This is a genomic window from Arthrobacter sp. Cr_A7, from assembly GCF_029222765.1.
In the GTDB taxonomy this organism is placed as follows: Bacteria; Actinomycetota; Actinomycetes; order Actinomycetales; family Micrococcaceae; genus Arthrobacter.
Genome location: NZ_JARHXQ010000327.1, coordinates 1 through 16,541, shown reverse-complemented (window position 1 = coordinate 16,541; position 16,541 = coordinate 1). Strand labels below are relative to the sequence as shown.

Annotated in this window: 11 protein-coding genes and 2 riboswitches; of the genes, 7 read left to right on the top strand and 4 right to left on the bottom strand. The window is 66.3% G+C overall.

Going from position 1 to position 16,541, the window contains the following annotated elements; genetic code table 11:
* Positions 1-53 precede the first annotated feature (53 nt).
* Positions 54-917 carry a methylenetetrahydrofolate reductase gene (locus tag P2Q66_RS19620; RefSeq protein ID WP_275730852.1) on the bottom strand — a complete coding sequence of 288 codons (864 nt, stop codon included), beginning with the start codon at positions 915-917 and terminating at the stop codon, positions 54-56.
* Positions 914-2,443 (bottom strand): D-serine/D-alanine/glycine transporter, encoded by a 1,530-nt coding sequence (gene cycA / locus P2Q66_RS19615; protein ID WP_275730850.1) that lies wholly within the window; start codon positions 2,441-2,443, stop codon positions 914-916. The genes P2Q66_RS19620 and cycA overlap by 4 nt, the downstream gene beginning before the upstream one ends.
* 150 nt (positions 2,444-2,593) lie before the next feature.
* Positions 2,594-2,692: riboswitch (glycine riboswitch) on the bottom strand.
* Positions 2,693-2,900: 208 nt separating this feature from the next.
* Positions 2,901-3,001, top strand: a riboswitch (glycine riboswitch).
* Positions 3,002-3,179: 178 nt separating this feature from the next.
* Between cycA and gcvP the strand changes: the two genes are divergently transcribed.
* The 7 genes from gcvP to P2Q66_RS19580 all read left to right on the top strand — a co-directional run bounded on the left by gcvP (position 3,180) and on the right by P2Q66_RS19580 (position 13,279).
* Positions 3,180-6,032: an aminomethyl-transferring glycine dehydrogenase gene (gene gcvP / locus P2Q66_RS19610; RefSeq protein WP_275730847.1), complete on the top strand. Its 2,853-nt coding sequence runs from the start codon at positions 3,180-3,182 to the stop codon at positions 6,030-6,032.
* A 73-nt stretch (positions 6,033-6,105) separates the two neighbouring features.
* Positions 6,106-7,254 (top strand): glycine cleavage system aminomethyltransferase GcvT, encoded by a 1,149-nt coding sequence (gcvT, locus tag P2Q66_RS19605; protein WP_275730846.1) that lies wholly within the window; start codon positions 6,106-6,108, stop codon positions 7,252-7,254.
* Positions 7,255-7,436: 182 nt separating this feature from the next.
* A complete protein-coding gene (gene gcvH, locus P2Q66_RS19600; protein ID WP_275730844.1) occupies positions 7,437-7,820 on the top strand; it encodes a glycine cleavage system protein GcvH in 384 nt (127 codons plus the stop codon).
* On the top strand, positions 7,817-9,142 hold the full coding sequence (glyA, locus tag P2Q66_RS19595; protein ID WP_275730842.1) for a serine hydroxymethyltransferase: 1,326 nt from the start codon (positions 7,817-7,819) through the stop codon (positions 9,140-9,142). Before gcvH ends, glyA begins: the two co-directional genes overlap by 4 nt.
* A 193-nt stretch (positions 9,143-9,335) precedes the next feature.
* Positions 9,336-10,778, top strand: a complete 1,443-nt coding sequence (locus P2Q66_RS19590; RefSeq protein ID WP_275730841.1) for an L-serine ammonia-lyase — start codon at positions 9,336-9,338, stop codon at positions 10,776-10,778.
* A gap of 52 nt (positions 10,779-10,830) precedes the next feature.
* Complete coding sequence (lipA, locus tag P2Q66_RS19585; RefSeq protein WP_079598614.1) at positions 10,831-11,844, top strand: lipoyl synthase; 1,014 nt, start codon at positions 10,831-10,833, stop codon at positions 11,842-11,844.
* A gap of 130 nt (positions 11,845-11,974) precedes the next feature.
* Positions 11,975-13,279, top strand: coding sequence for an MFS transporter (locus P2Q66_RS19580; protein WP_275730839.1), 1,305 nt, complete (start codon positions 11,975-11,977; stop codon positions 13,277-13,279).
* 58 nt (positions 13,280-13,337) lie between these two features.
* Here the strand turns inward: P2Q66_RS19580 and P2Q66_RS19575 are convergent, their stop codons facing one another.
* Positions 13,338-15,683 carry a glycosyl hydrolase family 65 protein gene (locus P2Q66_RS19575; protein WP_275730837.1) on the bottom strand — a complete coding sequence of 782 codons (2,346 nt, stop codon included), beginning with the start codon at positions 15,681-15,683 and terminating at the stop codon, positions 13,338-13,340.
* A gap of 132 nt (positions 15,684-15,815) precedes the next feature.
* Positions 15,816-16,541 (bottom strand): HAD-IA family hydrolase (locus P2Q66_RS19570; RefSeq protein ID WP_275730835.1); only part of this gene is annotated, 726 nt, incomplete at its 5' end.

Here is a 16,541-nt window from a genome sequence, read left to right as displayed (position 1 = left end):
GGGCTGCCGTGCTTCTCCATCCTAAGTGGATCAACACTAAGCATGCTTAACTTCTATGACGTGGCCTGCGGGTTTCCATGGCCCAGGCTGTTGAAGGTGTACAGGTGGATGCCTGCAATCTCCGGAACATCGCGGAGCTGGTCCAGGATCGGCAGGGGCGAGTAGCTGCTGCCGCTGAGCAGACGGCGGCCGAGCGGCCCCTGCCGGGTGAGGAACTTCAGGGACGGGCCGACGCCGATCTTTGCCGCGAGCGCGATGAGCTTGGCACGGGGGACGGCGCCGGGCACCCCCGCCCAGATGGGCAGCTGGACACCTTCGCGCCGGAGGGTTTCCGCGTACCAGCTGATCCGGGGAACGGAAAAGCACATCTGGGTGGTGACGCCGGATGCCAGGTGCTGCTTTTCCAGCAGGGCGTCGAGCATCTGGAGCTCGCCGTGATGCGGGTGCCCTTCCGGGTATCCCGCCACTCCCGCCGAGATGTCCCCGCCCGACAGCTCCATGATGTCCTCCAGCAGTTGAAGGGAGTTGCTGTACGGTCCGGCAGCTTCCGAAGCATCACCGCCGATGGCGAACACCTCCGTGATCCCTGCATCCCGGCAGTCCCGCAGCGCGTTTTCCAGCTGCTGGCGACTCCCGATGCTCCGGGCAGCAAGGTGCGGGACCGCGCTGTATCCCATACCGGCCAGCAGCAGCGCGGTCTGCATGGTCCGCGCGATGCCATGGTGCGGCAGGCACGTCACGGTGATGGTGGACCCCGCTGGAACGTGGGCCCGGACGCCGGCCGTGATGCCCTCTGTCGGGATGATCTCCAGACGGGTGGGAAGGCTCCTGGCTTCCCGGGACGCCCGCGTATGCGGTTTGGTGCCTGGCCGGGTGACCCGCTCGCCTGCCGCGTCCGTCACGTCCGTGCCGATCACTTCGGCGCCTGCTCTTTCTGGGGAGTCCTGTCGTTCACTGCCCCCTTGCTGCGGCCCGCTGCAGCCTCATCGGCCCGGAGCTCGGCCTGGAAGACGGCGAAGCGGGCGAGATGTGCCGGGCGGCGCCGCAGGATGGCCCACGCGATGCCCAGCACAAGGAACCATGCGGGGGTGACCAGCAGCGCGGCTAGGGTGTCGGACTGGGTGGTGAGGGCCCAAAGGACGAAGGCGAAGAAGGCGAAGATCAGCCACACCACGGGGATGCCGCCGGGCATTTTGAACGCGGACGCCGCGTGCAGGTGCGGGCGGCGGCGCCGGAAGGCGAGGTAGCTGGCAAGGATGATGGACCAGACGAAGATGAAGCAGACGGCGGACACGGTGGTGACCATCTCGAAGGCCTTGCCCACGTCCTGGCCGGCATACATCAGGACGACGCCGGAGAGCAGCAGCACGCAGGACAGGAACAGCGCGTTGCTGGGTACTTTCCTCGTGGAGAGGCGGCTGAAGATGCCGGGAGCGTCGCCTTCCTGTGCCAGGCCAAAGACCATCCGGGACGTGGAGTAGATGCCCGAGTTGGCGGAGGACATGGCGGAGCTCAGGACCACCAGGTTGACGATGGTTGCCGCGGCTCCAAGCCCGGCCAGGGAGAACATTCCGATGAAGGGGCTGTGGCCGGCCGCGAACTGGGTCCAGGGGGTGACGGACATCAGGATGATCAGGGCGCCGACGTAGAAGAGCAGCACGCGGATGGGGATGGCGTTAATGGCCTTGGGCAGGTTCCGTTCAGGATTCTTGGCCTCGGCGGCCGTTGTGCCAACAAGCTCGATGCCGACGAAGGCGAAAACGGCGATCTGGAAACCGGCCACGAAACCCATGAATTCGTTGGGGAAGAAACCGCCGTGGCTCCACAGGTTGCTGAACCCGGCGGCTCCTGCGTCGCTTTGGAACCCGGTGAAGATCATGAACAGGCCCACGATGATCAGCGCTGCGATGGCGATGATCTTGATGAGGGCGAACCAGAATTCCGTCTCACCGAACGCCTTCACGGTGGCGAGGTTGAGCAGCAGGAGAATGGCGACTGTGGCCAGCCCGGGGATCCACAGCGGCAGCGAGGGCCAGAGTTCCCGGGAGTACCCGGCGATGGCGATGACGTCGGCGATGCCGGTGATCACCCAACAGAACCAGTAGGTCCATCCCGTGAAGAACCCGGCCCAGGGCCCCAGGAGGTCGGCCGCGAAATCGCTGAAGGACTTGTAGTTCAGGTTGCTCAGCAGCAGTTCGCCCATGGCCCGCATCACGAAGAAGAGCATGAACCCGATGATCATGTACACGAAGATCACGGACGGGCCGGCCGCGGAGATTGTTTTGCCGGAGCCCATGAAGAGGCCCGTGCCAATGGCTCCGCCGATGGCGATGAGCTGGATGTGCCGGTTGCTGAGCTGCCGCTCCAGGTGCGGCGGTTCGCTGTGTTGGGCTTTGCCTGGGTGTGGTTGGCCGCTGGGGGACGTCGGGGGATGAATCGTCATGAGGAACTCCATCGTTCAAGCAGCACCGTCAAGTGCCACAAAGATTCGGTTCCTCCCCGCTCTGTACAGGACCTGAGAGTTTCCGCAGCCATAAAGGCGTGCTTGCACCGTCGGTGAGCCAGGACCTGCCTGGCTGCTTTCCAGAGTTGCCTTTCCGCGGCGGTACGGGGGCCTGAGAGTTTCCTGGGGAGGGTTTGCTCCTACGGCGCCTGCTGAATGTACCGGGCAGGACTCTCCCGCCGCAGGTCAAAGGCATTAAGTTAGAAGTCATGATCAGTTGCGAAGCAGCGCCGATCACGGGTTCAGTGTGGTTCCGGTCACGAATGATTGTCAAACCCCCGCCCGCAACAACGTCGCGAACCGGCTGCTCCCGGCCGTCATGACTGGACGGATTTGCTTTCGAAGCCCTTCAGCCTGTACCTTGTGAGCCGAATCACCCATATTTGAATAAGCCTTTCGAGCTGTGACGGGAGAGTCCTCCCGGAGCAACACCGGGCAGGCGCCGTAGGAGCAAATCCTCCCCAGGAATCTCTCAGGCCCATGTACCGTCACGGCGAGGCGACTCTGGAAAGCAGCCCGGCCACATCCCTTTGACGAGGGGTCCCGGACTCACCGACGGTGCAAGGCGGGCCCTGCCACAAACAGGCTCCACCGGAATCTCTCAGGTCCAATACAGAGCGGGGAGGAACCCAAACCATGCCGTGCCACCAGTGGCCGGCCAGACCTGGAGTTCCTCATGACGATTCAATCCCTTCCATCGACTTTTGCCGACCGGCACATCGGCGCGCGCCGCCAGGCCGACGTCGACGCGATGCTCAAAGCCGTGGGCTACGACAGCGTGGACGGTCTCGTGGACGTTGCCGTCCCTGCCTCGATCCGCCAGGACAAGGCCCTCCGGCTGGCGGCCGCCATGAGCGAGGTTGAGGTCCTGGCCGAGCTGCGCCGGATCGCCGCCAAAAACAAGACCGCGGTCCAGATGATCGGCCAGGGCTACTACGACACCATCACCCCGGCCGTCATCCGCCGCAACGTCCTGGAAGCGCCGGCCTGGTACACGGCCTACACCCCCTACCAGCCTGAAATTTCCCAGGGCCGGCTTGAGGCGCTGCTGAACTTCCAGACCATGGTCCAGGACCTGACCGCGCTTCCGGTCGCGAACGCGTCGCTGTTGGACGAAGCCACCGCCGTGGCAGAGGCCGTGCTGCTGATGCGCCGGGCCAACAAGAATAAGGACGCCAAGGACGGCAAGACGGTCCTGGATGCCGATTGCCTTCCCCAGACCATTGCCATCGTCCAGGGCCGCGCCGAGGCGCTTGGCTTCGAAGTTGAAATTGCCGACCTGTCCAACGGACTGCCCGACGGCGCCATCAACGGCATCGTGCTGCAGCAGCCCGGCGTCTCGGGCCGGGTGTGGGACCAGTCGGCGGTCATCGCTGAAGCCAAGGAACGCGGCGCCCTCGTCACCGTCGCTGCCGACCTCCTCGCCCTCACCCTGATCACCCCTCCAGGCGAGCAGGGCGCCGATATCGCCGTCGGCTCTACCCAGCGCTTTGGCGTTCCGCTGTTTTTCGGCGGCCCGCACGCGGCCTACATGGCCGTCCGGACCGGCATGGAACGCACCCTGCCGGGCCGCATCGTCGGCGTGTCCAAGGATAATGCAGGCGCCCCCGCCTACCGTCTCGCGCTGCAGACCCGCGAGCAGCACATCCGCCGGGAAAAGGCGACCTCGAACATCTGCACCGCCCAGGCGCTGCTCGCCATCGTGTCCTCCTTCTACGCCGTTTACCACGGCCCGGACGGGTTGAAGGCCATCGCCGAGAGGGTCCACAACAACACCCGGGTGCTCGCCACCGCCCTCGCCAAGGTGGGCCGGGAGCTCGTCAGCGACTCCTTCTTCGACACCCTTACCGTCCGTGTCCCCGGCAAGGCCCGCAAGGCCATCACCGCGGCTGAGGCCCGGGGCATCAACCTGCGCTTCGTCGACGAAGACACCGTGGGTGTTTCCATCGATGAGACGACGACGGCGGCAACACTTTCCGCTGTTGCCGTCGCCTTTGGCGCCGGTCCGATCGGGGACGCACAGGGCTACGAGCTGCCCGAAACGGTGCTCCGCACCTCGGGCTACCTGCAGCACCCGGTGTTCAACACCCACCGCTCCGAGACCCAGCTGCTGCGGTACATCCGCCGCCTCTCGGACCGCGACCTGGCGCTGGACCGCACCATGATCCCGCTGGGTTCGTGCACCATGAAGCTGAACGCCACCGTGGAGATGGAAGCCATCTCCTGGCCCGAATTCGCCTCAATCCACCCGTTCGCCCCCGACTCGCAAACTGAGGGCTGGCGCGAACTGATTGAAGGCCTGGAAGCCGACCTCACCGAGATCACCGGCTACGACCAGGTGTCCATCCAGCCCAACGCCGGTTCCCAGGGTGAACTTGCAGGGCTGCTGGCGATCCGCGGCTACCACCTGTCCCGCGGCGACGACCAGCGCAACGTCTGCCTGATCCCGGCCTCCGCCCACGGCACCAATGCTGCCTCCGCGGTCCTGGCCGGCATGAAGGTTGTTGTCGTGGCCACCGCCGCCGACGGAACCATCGACCACGCGGACCTGACCGCGAAGATCGAGGCCAACAAGGACGTCCTGTCCTGCATCATGATCACCTACCCCTCCACCCACGGTGTGTACGACGCCGACGTCCGCGAGGTCTGCGACGCCATCCACGCCGCGGGCGGGCAGGTCTACGTCGACGGGGCAAACCTCAACGCCCTGGTCGGTTTGGCTCAACCCGGCAAGTTCGGCGGCGACGTGTCCCACCTGAACCTGCACAAGACTTTCTGCATCCCGCACGGCGGCGGCGGCCCCGGCGTCGGACCCGTAGCTGCCAAGGCACACCTGGCACCCTTTATGCCGGGCGACGCCAACAAAGCCGCGCATGAGGAGGGCCACGGCGTGGCCATCAGCGCGTCACGATACGGCTCCGCCGGTGTCCTGCCGATTTCGTGGGCCTACGTGAAGCTGATGGGCGGCGAGGGCCTGACCGAGGCCACGAAGTCCGCACTCCTGGCGGCCAACTACGTCGCTTCCCGGCTGAACGAGTTTTTCCCTGTGCTGTACACGGGTGAGGGCGGGCTGGTGGCGCACGAGTGCATCCTCGACCTGCGCGAACTGACCGCGAAGACGGGTGTCACCGCCGAGGACGTGGCCAAGCGCCTCATCGACTTCGGATTCCACGCCCCCACCCTCGCCTTCCCGGTGGCCGGGACGCTGATGGTGGAGCCCACCGAGTCCGAGGACCTCGCCGAGATCGACCGCTTCATCGACGCGATGATCACCATCCGCGCCGAAATCGACCAGGTGGCCGCCGGGGACTTCTCCCTGGAAAACTCGCCGCTGCGCAACGCACCCCACACGGCAGCCGCCGTCGTCAGCTCTGACTGGGACCGCGCCTACCCGCGCGAGCAGGCCGCCTTCCCTGTCTCTGCACTGCGGCAGGACAAGTACTTCCCGCCCGTCGGCCGGATCGACGGCGCAGCCGGGGACCGCAACCTCATCTGCTCCTGCCCGCCGCTCGAAGACTTCGAAAACTAATTCGCCCGTTGGTTGAGCCTGTCGAAACCTGGATCTCGACAGGCTCGACCACCGGCAACAGTAAGGATTCCTGATGACCGAGAAATACACTGCCCTGTTCGAGCAGCACAAGAAAGCCGGCGCCTCCTTTACGGACTTCGGTGGCTGGCAGATGCCGCTCAAGTACGCATCAGAGCTGGCGGAACACCACGCGGTCCGCAATGCTGCCGGGTTGTTCGACCTGTCCCACATGGGTGAAGTCTGGGTGACCGGTCCCGACGCCGCAGCGTTCCTGGACTACGCCCTGGCCGGAAAACTCTCCGCGGTTGCCGTCGGCAAGGCGAAGTACTCACTGATCTGCGACGCTGACGGCGGCATCATTGACGACCTCATCTCCTACCGCCGCCCTTCCCCGAAGGAAGGCGTGGACCAGTACCTGGTGGTTCCCAACGCGGGCAATGCCGCCGTCGTGGCCAGGGCGCTCCTGGAGCGGGCGGCGGACTTCGATGTCGCCGTCGATGACGCCTCTGCCGAGACTTCGCTGATCGCCATCCAGGGACCGGCGGCCGAAGAAATCCTGCTGAAGCTCGTCCCGGCGCACCAGCACCCGCTGGTCACGGAACTCAAGTACTACGCCGCCGTTGAGGTGGGCATCACCGTCAGCGGTGCGGTCCAGGATCTCCTTGTGGCCCGCACCGGGTACACCGGCGAGGACGGCTTCGAGATCTACATTGGCAACCTGGACGCGGCCGGGCTCTGGGACGCGCTGCTGGAAGCAGGTGAAGGCTCCGGCCTGATCCCCGCCGGCCTCGCCGCCCGCGACTCGCTCCGCCTTGAAGCCGGCATGCCGCTGTACGGGAACGAGTTGTCCCGCCACGTGAACGCCTACTCCGCGGGCCTCGGCCCCGTTGTGTCGCTCACCAAGGAGAGCGACTTCGTGGGCAAGGAGGCGCTGGCTTCAATCAAGGCTGCCGGATTCGGATCAACGGTCGGCCAAAAGCTGGTGGGCCTCAAGGGAACCGGCCGCCGCGCCGCCCGGGCCCACTACCCCGTCCTCAAGGACGGCACCCTGGTAGGGGAGGTCACCTCCGGCCAGCCCAGCCCGACGCTCGGCTACCCCGTGGCCATGGCCTACGTCGACGTCGAATTCGCCACCCCCGGCACCGTCCTGGACATCGACCTCCGCGGCAAGCCAGAGAAGTTCGAAGTAGTTGAACTCCCGTTCTACAAGCGCACGAAGTGACTCCCCTCGCGGCCGGGTACGTGCCGGCAGACCGGACTTTTCACGCGTGCTGCTCCTTCGTCGCTTTGACGCACGCTTTCGAAAAGCCCGGCTCCGCCGGCCCTCCGACGCTCTCTCACCTTTCGCAGGTTTGAACCAAACGCTCTCTCACTTTTCACACTCCAAGAACTAAGGAATTACACATGAGCAAAGTTGTTGCTGAACTTAAGTACTCCGCCGAGCACGAATGGGTTGCTGGTGACGGGTCCGGGCCCACGGGGGTCGGGATTTCCGCTGTTGCCGCCGACGCCCTGGGTGACATTGTGTACGTGGACCTGCCCGAGGTGGGCTCCACGGTTACTGCCGGCGAAACCTGCGGCGAGGTGGAATCCACCAAGTCCGTGTCCGACCTGTACGCCCCGGTCACCGGCGAGGTCGTCGAGATCAACGACGGCGTCGTCTCGGACCCCGCCCTCATCAACACCGACCCTTATGGCGCCGGCTGGCTCTTCAAGGTGGCGGTCACTGAAGAAGGCCCGCTCATGTCCGCAGAAGAGTACGCCGCAGCCAACGGCGGCGAGCTGTGAGCGGCGCCGCTGCCGCAACGGCAGCCTTCGAGCAGGTCATCTCCCCGTCCCTGGACGCTGACCTGTCCGAGCTGGACCCTGAGATCGCAGCAAAGATCGACGACGAACTGGGCCGCCAGCGCGACGGCCTGGAAATGATCGCGTCCGAGAACCACACGGCCGTTGCTGTCATGCAGGCGCAGGGCTCGGTGCTGACAAACAAGTATGCCGAGGGGTATCCCGCCAAGCGCTACTACGGCGGCTGCGAGCACGTGGACGTGATCGAGCAGTTGGCGATCGACCGCGTCAAGGCCCTTTTCGGCGCCGAGTACGCGAACGTCCAGCCGCACTCCGGCGCCCAGGCGAACGCATCCGTCATGCACGCGCTGATCAAGCCGGGTGACACCATCATGGGCCTGAACCTGGCCCACGGCGGGCACCTCACCCACGGCATGAAGATCAACTTCTCCGGCAAGCTCTACAATGTGGTTCCGTACCAGGTCCGCGAAGACACCCACACCATTGACATGGCAGAGGTGGAGCGCCTGGCCCAGGAGCACAAGCCGCAGCTGATCGTGGCCGGCTGGTCCGCCTACGCACGGCAGCTGGACTTCGCCGAATTCCGCCGCATCGCCGATTCGGTGGGCGCCTACCTGATGGTGGACATGGCCCACTTCGCCGGACTGGTTGCCGCCGGACTGCACCCCTCCCCCGTGCCGCACGCGCACGTCACCACGTCCACCACGCACAAGACCCTCGCCGGTCCACGCGGCGGCATCATCCTGTCCAACGACGCCGACGTGGCCAAGAAGATCAACTCGGCAGTGTTCCCGGGCCAGCAGGGCGGGCCACTCGAGCACGTCATCGCCGGCAAAGCCGTGGCGTTCAAGATCGCCGCGTCTGCCGAGTTCAAGGAACGCCAGGAGCGCGTCCTGGCCGGTGCCCGCATTCTGGCCGAGCGCCTGGTCCAGCCCGATGTCACCGCCAAGGGCATCAACGTGATCTCCGGCGGCACCGACGTCCACCTGGTCCTGGTGGACCTGCGCAACTGCGAACTCGACGGCCAGCAGGCCGAAGACCGGCTCGCGGCGATCGACATCACGGTCAACCGCAACGCCGTTCCCTTCGACCCGCGCCCGCCCATGGTCACCTCCGGCCTCCGCATCGGCACGCCCGCACTCGCCACCCGCGGCTTCGGCGAAGCAGCGTTCCGCGAGGTTGCGGACATCATCGCCGAGGCTTTAACGGCCGACGCCGATGCGGACCTTTCCGGGCTGCGGAACCGCGTCGAGGCCCTGGCTGCAGCCCACCCGCTCTACCCGGGCATCGCACCTCTGTCCTAGGCCGTGGCGGGCTCCGGGACCGCCGGACCGGACATTTTCACGCGTGCTGCTCCTTCGTCGCTTTGACGCACGCTTTCGAAAAGTCCGGCTCCGCCGGCCCCATGTGTGTACGTCACCTTCCGGTGGTTGAGCCTGTCGAAACCCCGGCCCCGCTGTTCCTTTCCCCTTCTCCATTCAGTTAGGAAGACCTGCCATGGCTGTTGGTGTTTTTGATCTCTTTTCGATTGGGATCGGTCCCTCAAGCTCGCACACGGTCGGTCCGATGCGGGCTGCTGCTGTGTTTGCGGAGGAGTTGAAGGCTTCCGGGGTGTTGGCGGAGGTGGCGGGGTTGCGGGTGGATCTGTATGGGTCTTTGGCTGCGACGGGGCACGGGCATGGGACGATGACCGCGATTTTGTTGGGGTTGGAGGGGTTCCATCCGGAGTTGATCCTGCCCGAGGAGGTGGAGGCCCGGCTGGCTGCGATAGCGGAGACCGGTGTGCTGCAGCTGGCCGGGGCGGTGGCGTTGCCGTACGGGGTGAAGGACATGGTGCTGCGGCCGTTGACTGTGCTGCCGCGGCATACCAACGGGATGACGTTCACCGTGACCGGTGCCGAGGGCACTGTGCTGCATTCGGCGACGTTCTTCTCGGTCGGTGGCGGGTTCATCGTGCGTGAGGGTGAGGAGGACGCGGCGCAGCAGGAGCTGGAGGAGTCGAAGAAGGAACTGCCGCTGCCGTTCCGCACCGCCGCCGAGCTCCTGGAGCACTGCCGGGAAACCGGGTTGGGCATCAGCGATGTCATGCTGGTCAACGAGAAGGCCTCCCGCACGGAGGAGGAGATCCGCGCGGGGCTGCTGCATATCTGGTCCGTGATGGAGGACTGCGTGGCGACGTCGTTGAAGCGTGAGGGGGTGCTGCCGGGCGGGCTGAAGGTCCGACGCCGGGCCCCTGACTGGTACGAGCGGCTGAAGAAGGAAAGCTCACGCCTGGAACCTGACACCCCGGACAGTGACGGCCAGGACCAGGACTTCCATGACCCGAAGTACTGGCAGGAGTGGGTGAACCTGATCGCCTTGGCCGTGAACGAGGAGAACGCCTCGGGCGGGCGGGTGGTGACCGCCCCGACCAACGGCGCGGCCGGGATCATCCCGGCGGTGCTGTTCTACGCGCTGCATTTCGCCCCCGGCATGGACCAGGCCGGCCAGCAGGACCGCGACGACGTCGTGGTGAAGTTCCTGCTCGCCGCCGGGGCCGTCGGGGTGCTCTACAAGGAACAGGCGTCGATCTCGGGGGCGGAGGTGGGTTGCCAGGGCGAGGTGGGGTCGGCGTCGTCGATGGCGGCCGCGGGCCTGGCCGAGGTGATGGGCGGGTCCCCGGCGCAGGTGGAAAACGCCGCGGAAATCGCGATGGAACACAACCTGGGCCTGACGTGTGACCCGATCGGCGGGCTGGTCCAGGTCCCGTGCATCGAACGGAACGCGATCGCCGCCGCGAAAGCGATCAACGCCGCGAAAATGGCGCTCTGGGGCGACGGCACCCACCGCGTCTCCCTCGACGAGGTCATCATCACCATGCGCGAAACCGGCAAGGACATGTCCTCCAAATACAAGGAAACCGCCATGGGCGGCCTCGCCGTCAACGTCGTCGAATGCTAGCAACCGCTGCCGGCCGGAGCACAACAACCCCGCACGAACAAAGGAAACAACCATGACACTGGCACCTGAAGGCCGGAAGATGCTGCGGATCGAGCAGCGCAATGCGGCCACCCCGGTGGAGCGCAAGCCGGACTGGATCAAGGCCAAGGTCCAGATGGGCCCGGAGTTCGTCGGGCTGAAGAACCTGGTGAAAAAGGAAGGCCTGCACACCGTCTGCGAAGAAGCCGGCTGCCCCAACATTTTCGAATGCTGGGAAGACAAGGAAGCCACCTTCCTGATCGGCGGCTCCGAATGCACCCGCCGCTGCGACTTCTGCCAGATCGACACCGGCAAACCCTCCCCCGTGGACCGGTTCGAACCCACCAAGGTGGCCCGCTCCGTCCAGGCCATGCAGCTGCGCTACGCCACCGTCACCGGCGTGGCCCGCGATGACCTCGAAGACGAAGGCGTCTGGCTCTACGCCGAAACCGTCCGCAAAATCCACGAACTGAACCCCGGCACGGGCGTCGAACTGCTCATCCCGGACTTCTCCGGCAAGCCGGAGCACATCGCCGCGATCTGCGCCTCGAAGCCCGAAGTGTTCGCGCACAACGTCGAAACCGTGCCCCGGATATTCAAGCGGATCCGCCCGGCGTTCCGCTACGACCGGTCCCTGGACGTCATCACCCAGGGCCGGAACCTGGGCATGGTCACCAAGTCCAACCTGATCCTGGGCATGGGCGAAACCCGCGAGGAAATCTCCGAAGCCCTCCGCGACCTGCACGCCGCCGGCTGCGACCTGATCACCATCACCCAGTACCTGCGCCCCTCCGAACGCCACCTGCCCGTGGACCGCTGGGTCAAGCCGCAGGAATTCGTGGACCTGCAGCAGCAAGCGGACGAGATCGGCTTCCTCGGTGTCATGTCCGGGCCCCTGGTCCGCTCCTCCTACCGCGCCGGCCGGCTCTGGGCCACCGCGATGCGCAAAAAAGGCCGCGACATCCCCGCCGCCCTCGCCCACATCGCCGACGGCATCCAGGACTCCGGCACCACCCGCCAGGAAGCCAGCACCCTCCTCGCCGGCTAAGACGAAGCAACGCGGGGTCAGAACAGGCCCAAAGAACGGCGGATAGTGGGCCGGGAGTGACCCCGCGTTGCCTTCGGGAGGGGGTTTCGGGCCGGTCCCCGGCTGTCGCCCAGAGCCTAGAATTAACCCCATGCCCGCCCCCAAAGCCCTGCGCCCCTTTGCCCACCGTGAGTACCGGGTCCTGATCGCAGCGCTGGCCATCTCCATCTTCGGCTCGGGCATGTGGGCCGTGGCCATGGTTTACCAGGTAATCCACCTGGGCGGCGGACCGCTTGAGCTTTCCATGGTGGCGGCCGCCGGCAGTATCGGCCTGGTGGCGTTCGTCCTGGCCGGTGGCATCGCAGCCGACCGGATCCCGCAGCGCCGGCTGATCATCGCCGTCGAAGGCGCGAACCTGGCGGTCATCGCAACCATCAGCGGACCGGCGATAACCGGTTGGCTGCAGCTGTGGCATGTTGCGGCAGGCGCGTTCGTCCTGGGCGTCGGCGCCGCCTTCTTCTTCCCCGCCTACTCGGCCATCCTGCCGCGCATCCTCCCCGCCGAGGACCTGCTGGCAGCTAACGGCATGGAAGGCACCATGCGGCCGGTCCTCCAGCAGGCGGCAGGCCCTGCCGTGGCGGGCATCCTGGTGGCCGCCCTCTCGCCCTCGCATGCGGTGACGGGTGTGGCCATGTGCCACCTGCTGGCGTTCATCGTGCTGAACTTCCTGGGCCGCCATACCCTGGCCACGCAGCACGGCGGGCATGAACAGAGCCCCGGGGAGCACCGGAAACAGTCGTTCTTGAATGACCTTCGCGAGGGCGTCAGCTACACCCTCCGCACGCCGTGGCTGCTGTGGACCCTGATCTGGGCGTGCATCTCCGTGCTGTTCCTGATCGGCCCTATCGAGGTGCTACTGCCGTTCGTGGTGCGCGACCAGCTGGGCGGCGACTCCAGCATGTTCGGCTTCCTGCTGGCAGTCATGGGCGTCGGCGCGGCAGCGGGCTCCCTCGTCACGGCGTCCCTTCGGCTGCCGCGGCGCTACCTCACGGTGATGATGGTGTCCTGGGGAATCGGCAGTATGCCGCTGGCCGCCGTCGGCCTCATGGACAACTTCTGGGTCATGGCGGCAGCCCTGTTTGTGTGGGGCGTGACCGGCAGCGTGGGCATGGTCATCTGGGGCACGCTGCTCCAGCGGCGCGTTCCGCCCCACCTGCTGGGCCGGGTCTCCAGCCTGGATTTCTTCGTGTCGCTCGCCCTGATGCCGGTGTCCATGGCCCTGGCCGGCCCTGCGGCGGAGGTCCTGCCCATTTGGCTGATCTTCCTGCTGGCCGGCGGCGTCTGCCCCGTCATGGCGGTGGTCGCCATGGCCGTGGCACGGATGCCCGACGACGAGCTGGCCCACCCCCTGGACCGGTCACCCGAGGTGGAACGGACGACGGCGGCAGGAGAGTAAGGCGGCGGCCCGCCGCCGCCTCCTCCCCGGCTTAGCCCGCGCTGGGGTGGGCAGCGGCTCAGCTGTGGCCGCGCACCACCGGGATGCTCGCCGTCGGAAGTCCGCTCGGGAAGACCGTGGGCTCCGGTTCACTGACGGGCTCAAGTGCCACCCGGACCGGCTCGGCCCCAACAGCCAGCAGCTGGCCACGGACGTCCACCTCGAGGGTTTCGCCCTCCTGCACCGTCAGGGTCAGCGAGCCGGAATCCAACTGCACCAGCAGCAGCCGGCCCCGGATCTTGAGGTGGAAGGTCAGCCCGTTCCACTCAGCCGGCAGGCGCGGGTCGAAATAGGGAACGGGCCCTTGGTCGCGGAGGCCGGCAAAGCCGCAGACGAGCGAACTCCACACCCCGCCGGTGGAGGCGATGTGCACGCCGTCGATGGTGTTGCCGTGCGTGTCATCAAGGTCGATGAACACGGCATTGGTGAAGTGGTCCAGTGCTTCCTTGGAGTACCCCACCTCTGCGGCCATGATGCCCTGCACGCACGCGGAAAGGGTGGAATCGCCCGTGGTGATGGGGTCGTAGAAGTCGAACGCCCGCTGCTTTTCCTCCGCGGTGAAGTCCTGCCACTGCAGGAACATCGCCAGGACGGTGTCAGCCTGCTTGAGGACCTGGTGGCGGTAGATCACCAGCGGGTGGAAGTGCAGCAGCAGTGGGTATTTGGACCGTGGTGTGGTCCAGTCCCAGGCCTCCAGGGTCATGAAGTCGTTGTCCTGGGAGTGGACCTGCATGCGGTCATCGAACGGCAGCTGCATCAGGTTGGCCGCGGCCTCCCACAGCTGCCGTTCTTCCTGGCTGACGCCGGCATGCTCCAGGGCGGCAGCAGCGCGGAGGTTAAAGCGGGCCATGACGTTGGTGTACAGGTTGTCGTTGACCACGGCGGTGTACTCGTCCGGGCCGGTGACGCCGTGGATGTGGAAGAGCCCGTCCTTGCCGAAGAAGCCCAGCGAGATCCACATGCGTGCGGTTTCGATCAGCAGTTCGGCGCCCATCCCGTCACGGAACGCGGTATCCCCGGTAGCCCAGAGGTACCTGTTCGTGGCGAAGGCGATGGCTGCGGCAATGTGGAACTGTGCCGTGCCGGCTGCGTAGTAGGCGCTGGCCTCCAGCCCGTTGATGGTGCGCCAGGGGAACAGTGCGCCGTCCACGCTGAGCTCCTTGGCGCGGATCTTGGCCTCGGGAAGCATGCCGTGGCGGAACTCCAGGACCTGCCGGGCGCCCTCCGGGTTGGTGTAGGTCATGTACGGCAGGAGGTAGACCTCCTGGTCCCAAAAGTAGTGGCCCTCGTAGCCGGAGCCCGTGACACCCTTCGCGGGGATGCCGGCCACACCGGCACGGGCAGTGGCCTGGGCCAGCTGGAACAGGTTCCAGCGGATGGCCTGCTGCAGTTCCGGGCTGCCGCCGTCAACCACAATGTCCGAGGTTGCCCAGTAGTCGCGGAAATGCGCTGCACTCTCGGCGAAAATGTCCTGCACGGACCGCAGGCCTGCCTCGGCCACCTCGGCCGCGTCGATTGCGGCGTCCTGGATTGCCCGCCCGGCCGCATAGCTGACGCTCTTCTCCAGCGTGAAGGGTTCGTCCGCGCTGACGGCCAGCACGTAGCGGACGCTGCTGTCGTCCTGGTCCACCTGGGTGTCGAACGGCTGGTAGCCGGCCGAGGTCCAGTGGTCCACGGCGATGCCCACGCGCTGCTTCGATTCGGCAGCTTCCCAGGCCAGGCGCAGCGAGCCGTCGCCGCCGTCGAGCCGCAGCGGCAGCAGCACCCGGCCGGCGTGGCGGCCGGCCCGGCGCGGATCGTGCACTGAGTGGTCCTCCACCGGCTGGTCCTGGCGGTTGATGACGGATGACGTCACGTCCAGCGCAACATCGCGGTCGGCCGCCACCTGGAGCGAAATACCCAGGCTGCCGCGGGAGGCGAAGCCCAGGGCCCTGCGTTCCGTGGTGGTCACGGAGGCGCCGGAGCGGCACTGCCAGGTGATCCGGCACTCGTAGGTTCCGGTGGCGAAATCAACGGAGCGGCGGTAGTCCAGCACCTCGGATTCGGCAAGGCTCAGGGTCTCGCCGTCAATGATCACCGTGAAGTTGTTGGCGTCCGGGATGTACAGGATGCGCTGGCCCGTCCTGGCGAAACCAAAAGCATTCTCGGCGTGCTTGATGTCCCAGATCTCGTGCAGGCCGTTGATGAAGCTGCCCGGCAAGTCGGAGTCGGCGGCAGCCCAGTGGGCACCGCGGATGCCCAGGTGCCCGTTGCCCAGGGAAAAAAGCGTCTCCAGGGTCCCGGCGTCACCCGGCTCGTGGCGTGTTTCCACAAGCTGCCAAGGGGTGTTCGGGAACCTGTCGCGGTCCGCGGTGATGATGGCCATGGTGTTGGGATCCTTAGGCGTGTGCTGTACAACCGGCACGGCCGGCACAGGGTATTCGTAGGGAGGGAGGTACTTGGATTGGCGCTGCCGGGGGGAGCAGCCGGTGCCGCCCGGGGGAAGGCGGCGGGCGGGCTACGGCAGGAGTTCCTGGAGGTCGTTGACCACCAGGGTTGCCCCAGCGTCCAGGAGGGTTTGCCGTCCGGCGCCACGGTCCACTCCGATGACGGAATAGAACGATCCGGACTGGCCGGCCTGCACGCCGGACACGGCGTCCTCCACCACCACGCACTCCTCGCTGGGCAACCCCAGCAAACGGGCGGCATAGTCGTAGGTGGCCGGGCTGGGTTTTCCGGGCAGGCCTTCCCGGGCAGCCACCACACCGTCCACCACGACTGCGAAGTGGCGGCTGAGGCCGGCAGCTTCGAGGACCGCGGGGGCATTGCGGGAGGAGGAGACGACGGCGACCTTCAGTCCGCGGTCCAGCGCGGCTTTAAGGAAACGCACTGAGCCCTCGAACGGCTCCACGCCGGCGCTCACGATGTCGTTGAAGATCCGGTTTTTCCGGTTGCCCAGCCCCTGGACCGTGGAGTTCGCGGGGTCGTCATCCAAAGGGCCTTCGGGAAGCACGATTCCGCGGGACGCCAGGAAGTCGCGGACACCGTCGAACCGCGGTTTGCCGTCAATGTGGTCGAAGTAGTCGCTTTCGCTGTAGCCCGGCACCTGGGGCTGTGAGGCAAGGTAGCCCTCAAATAGTTCCTGCCATGCCTGCTCATGCACGGTTGCAGTGGGTGTGAGGACTCCATCCAGGTCGAACAGGATGGCGGAAGCTCCGGTCCAGGCGGCGGTCTCGGTTACGGA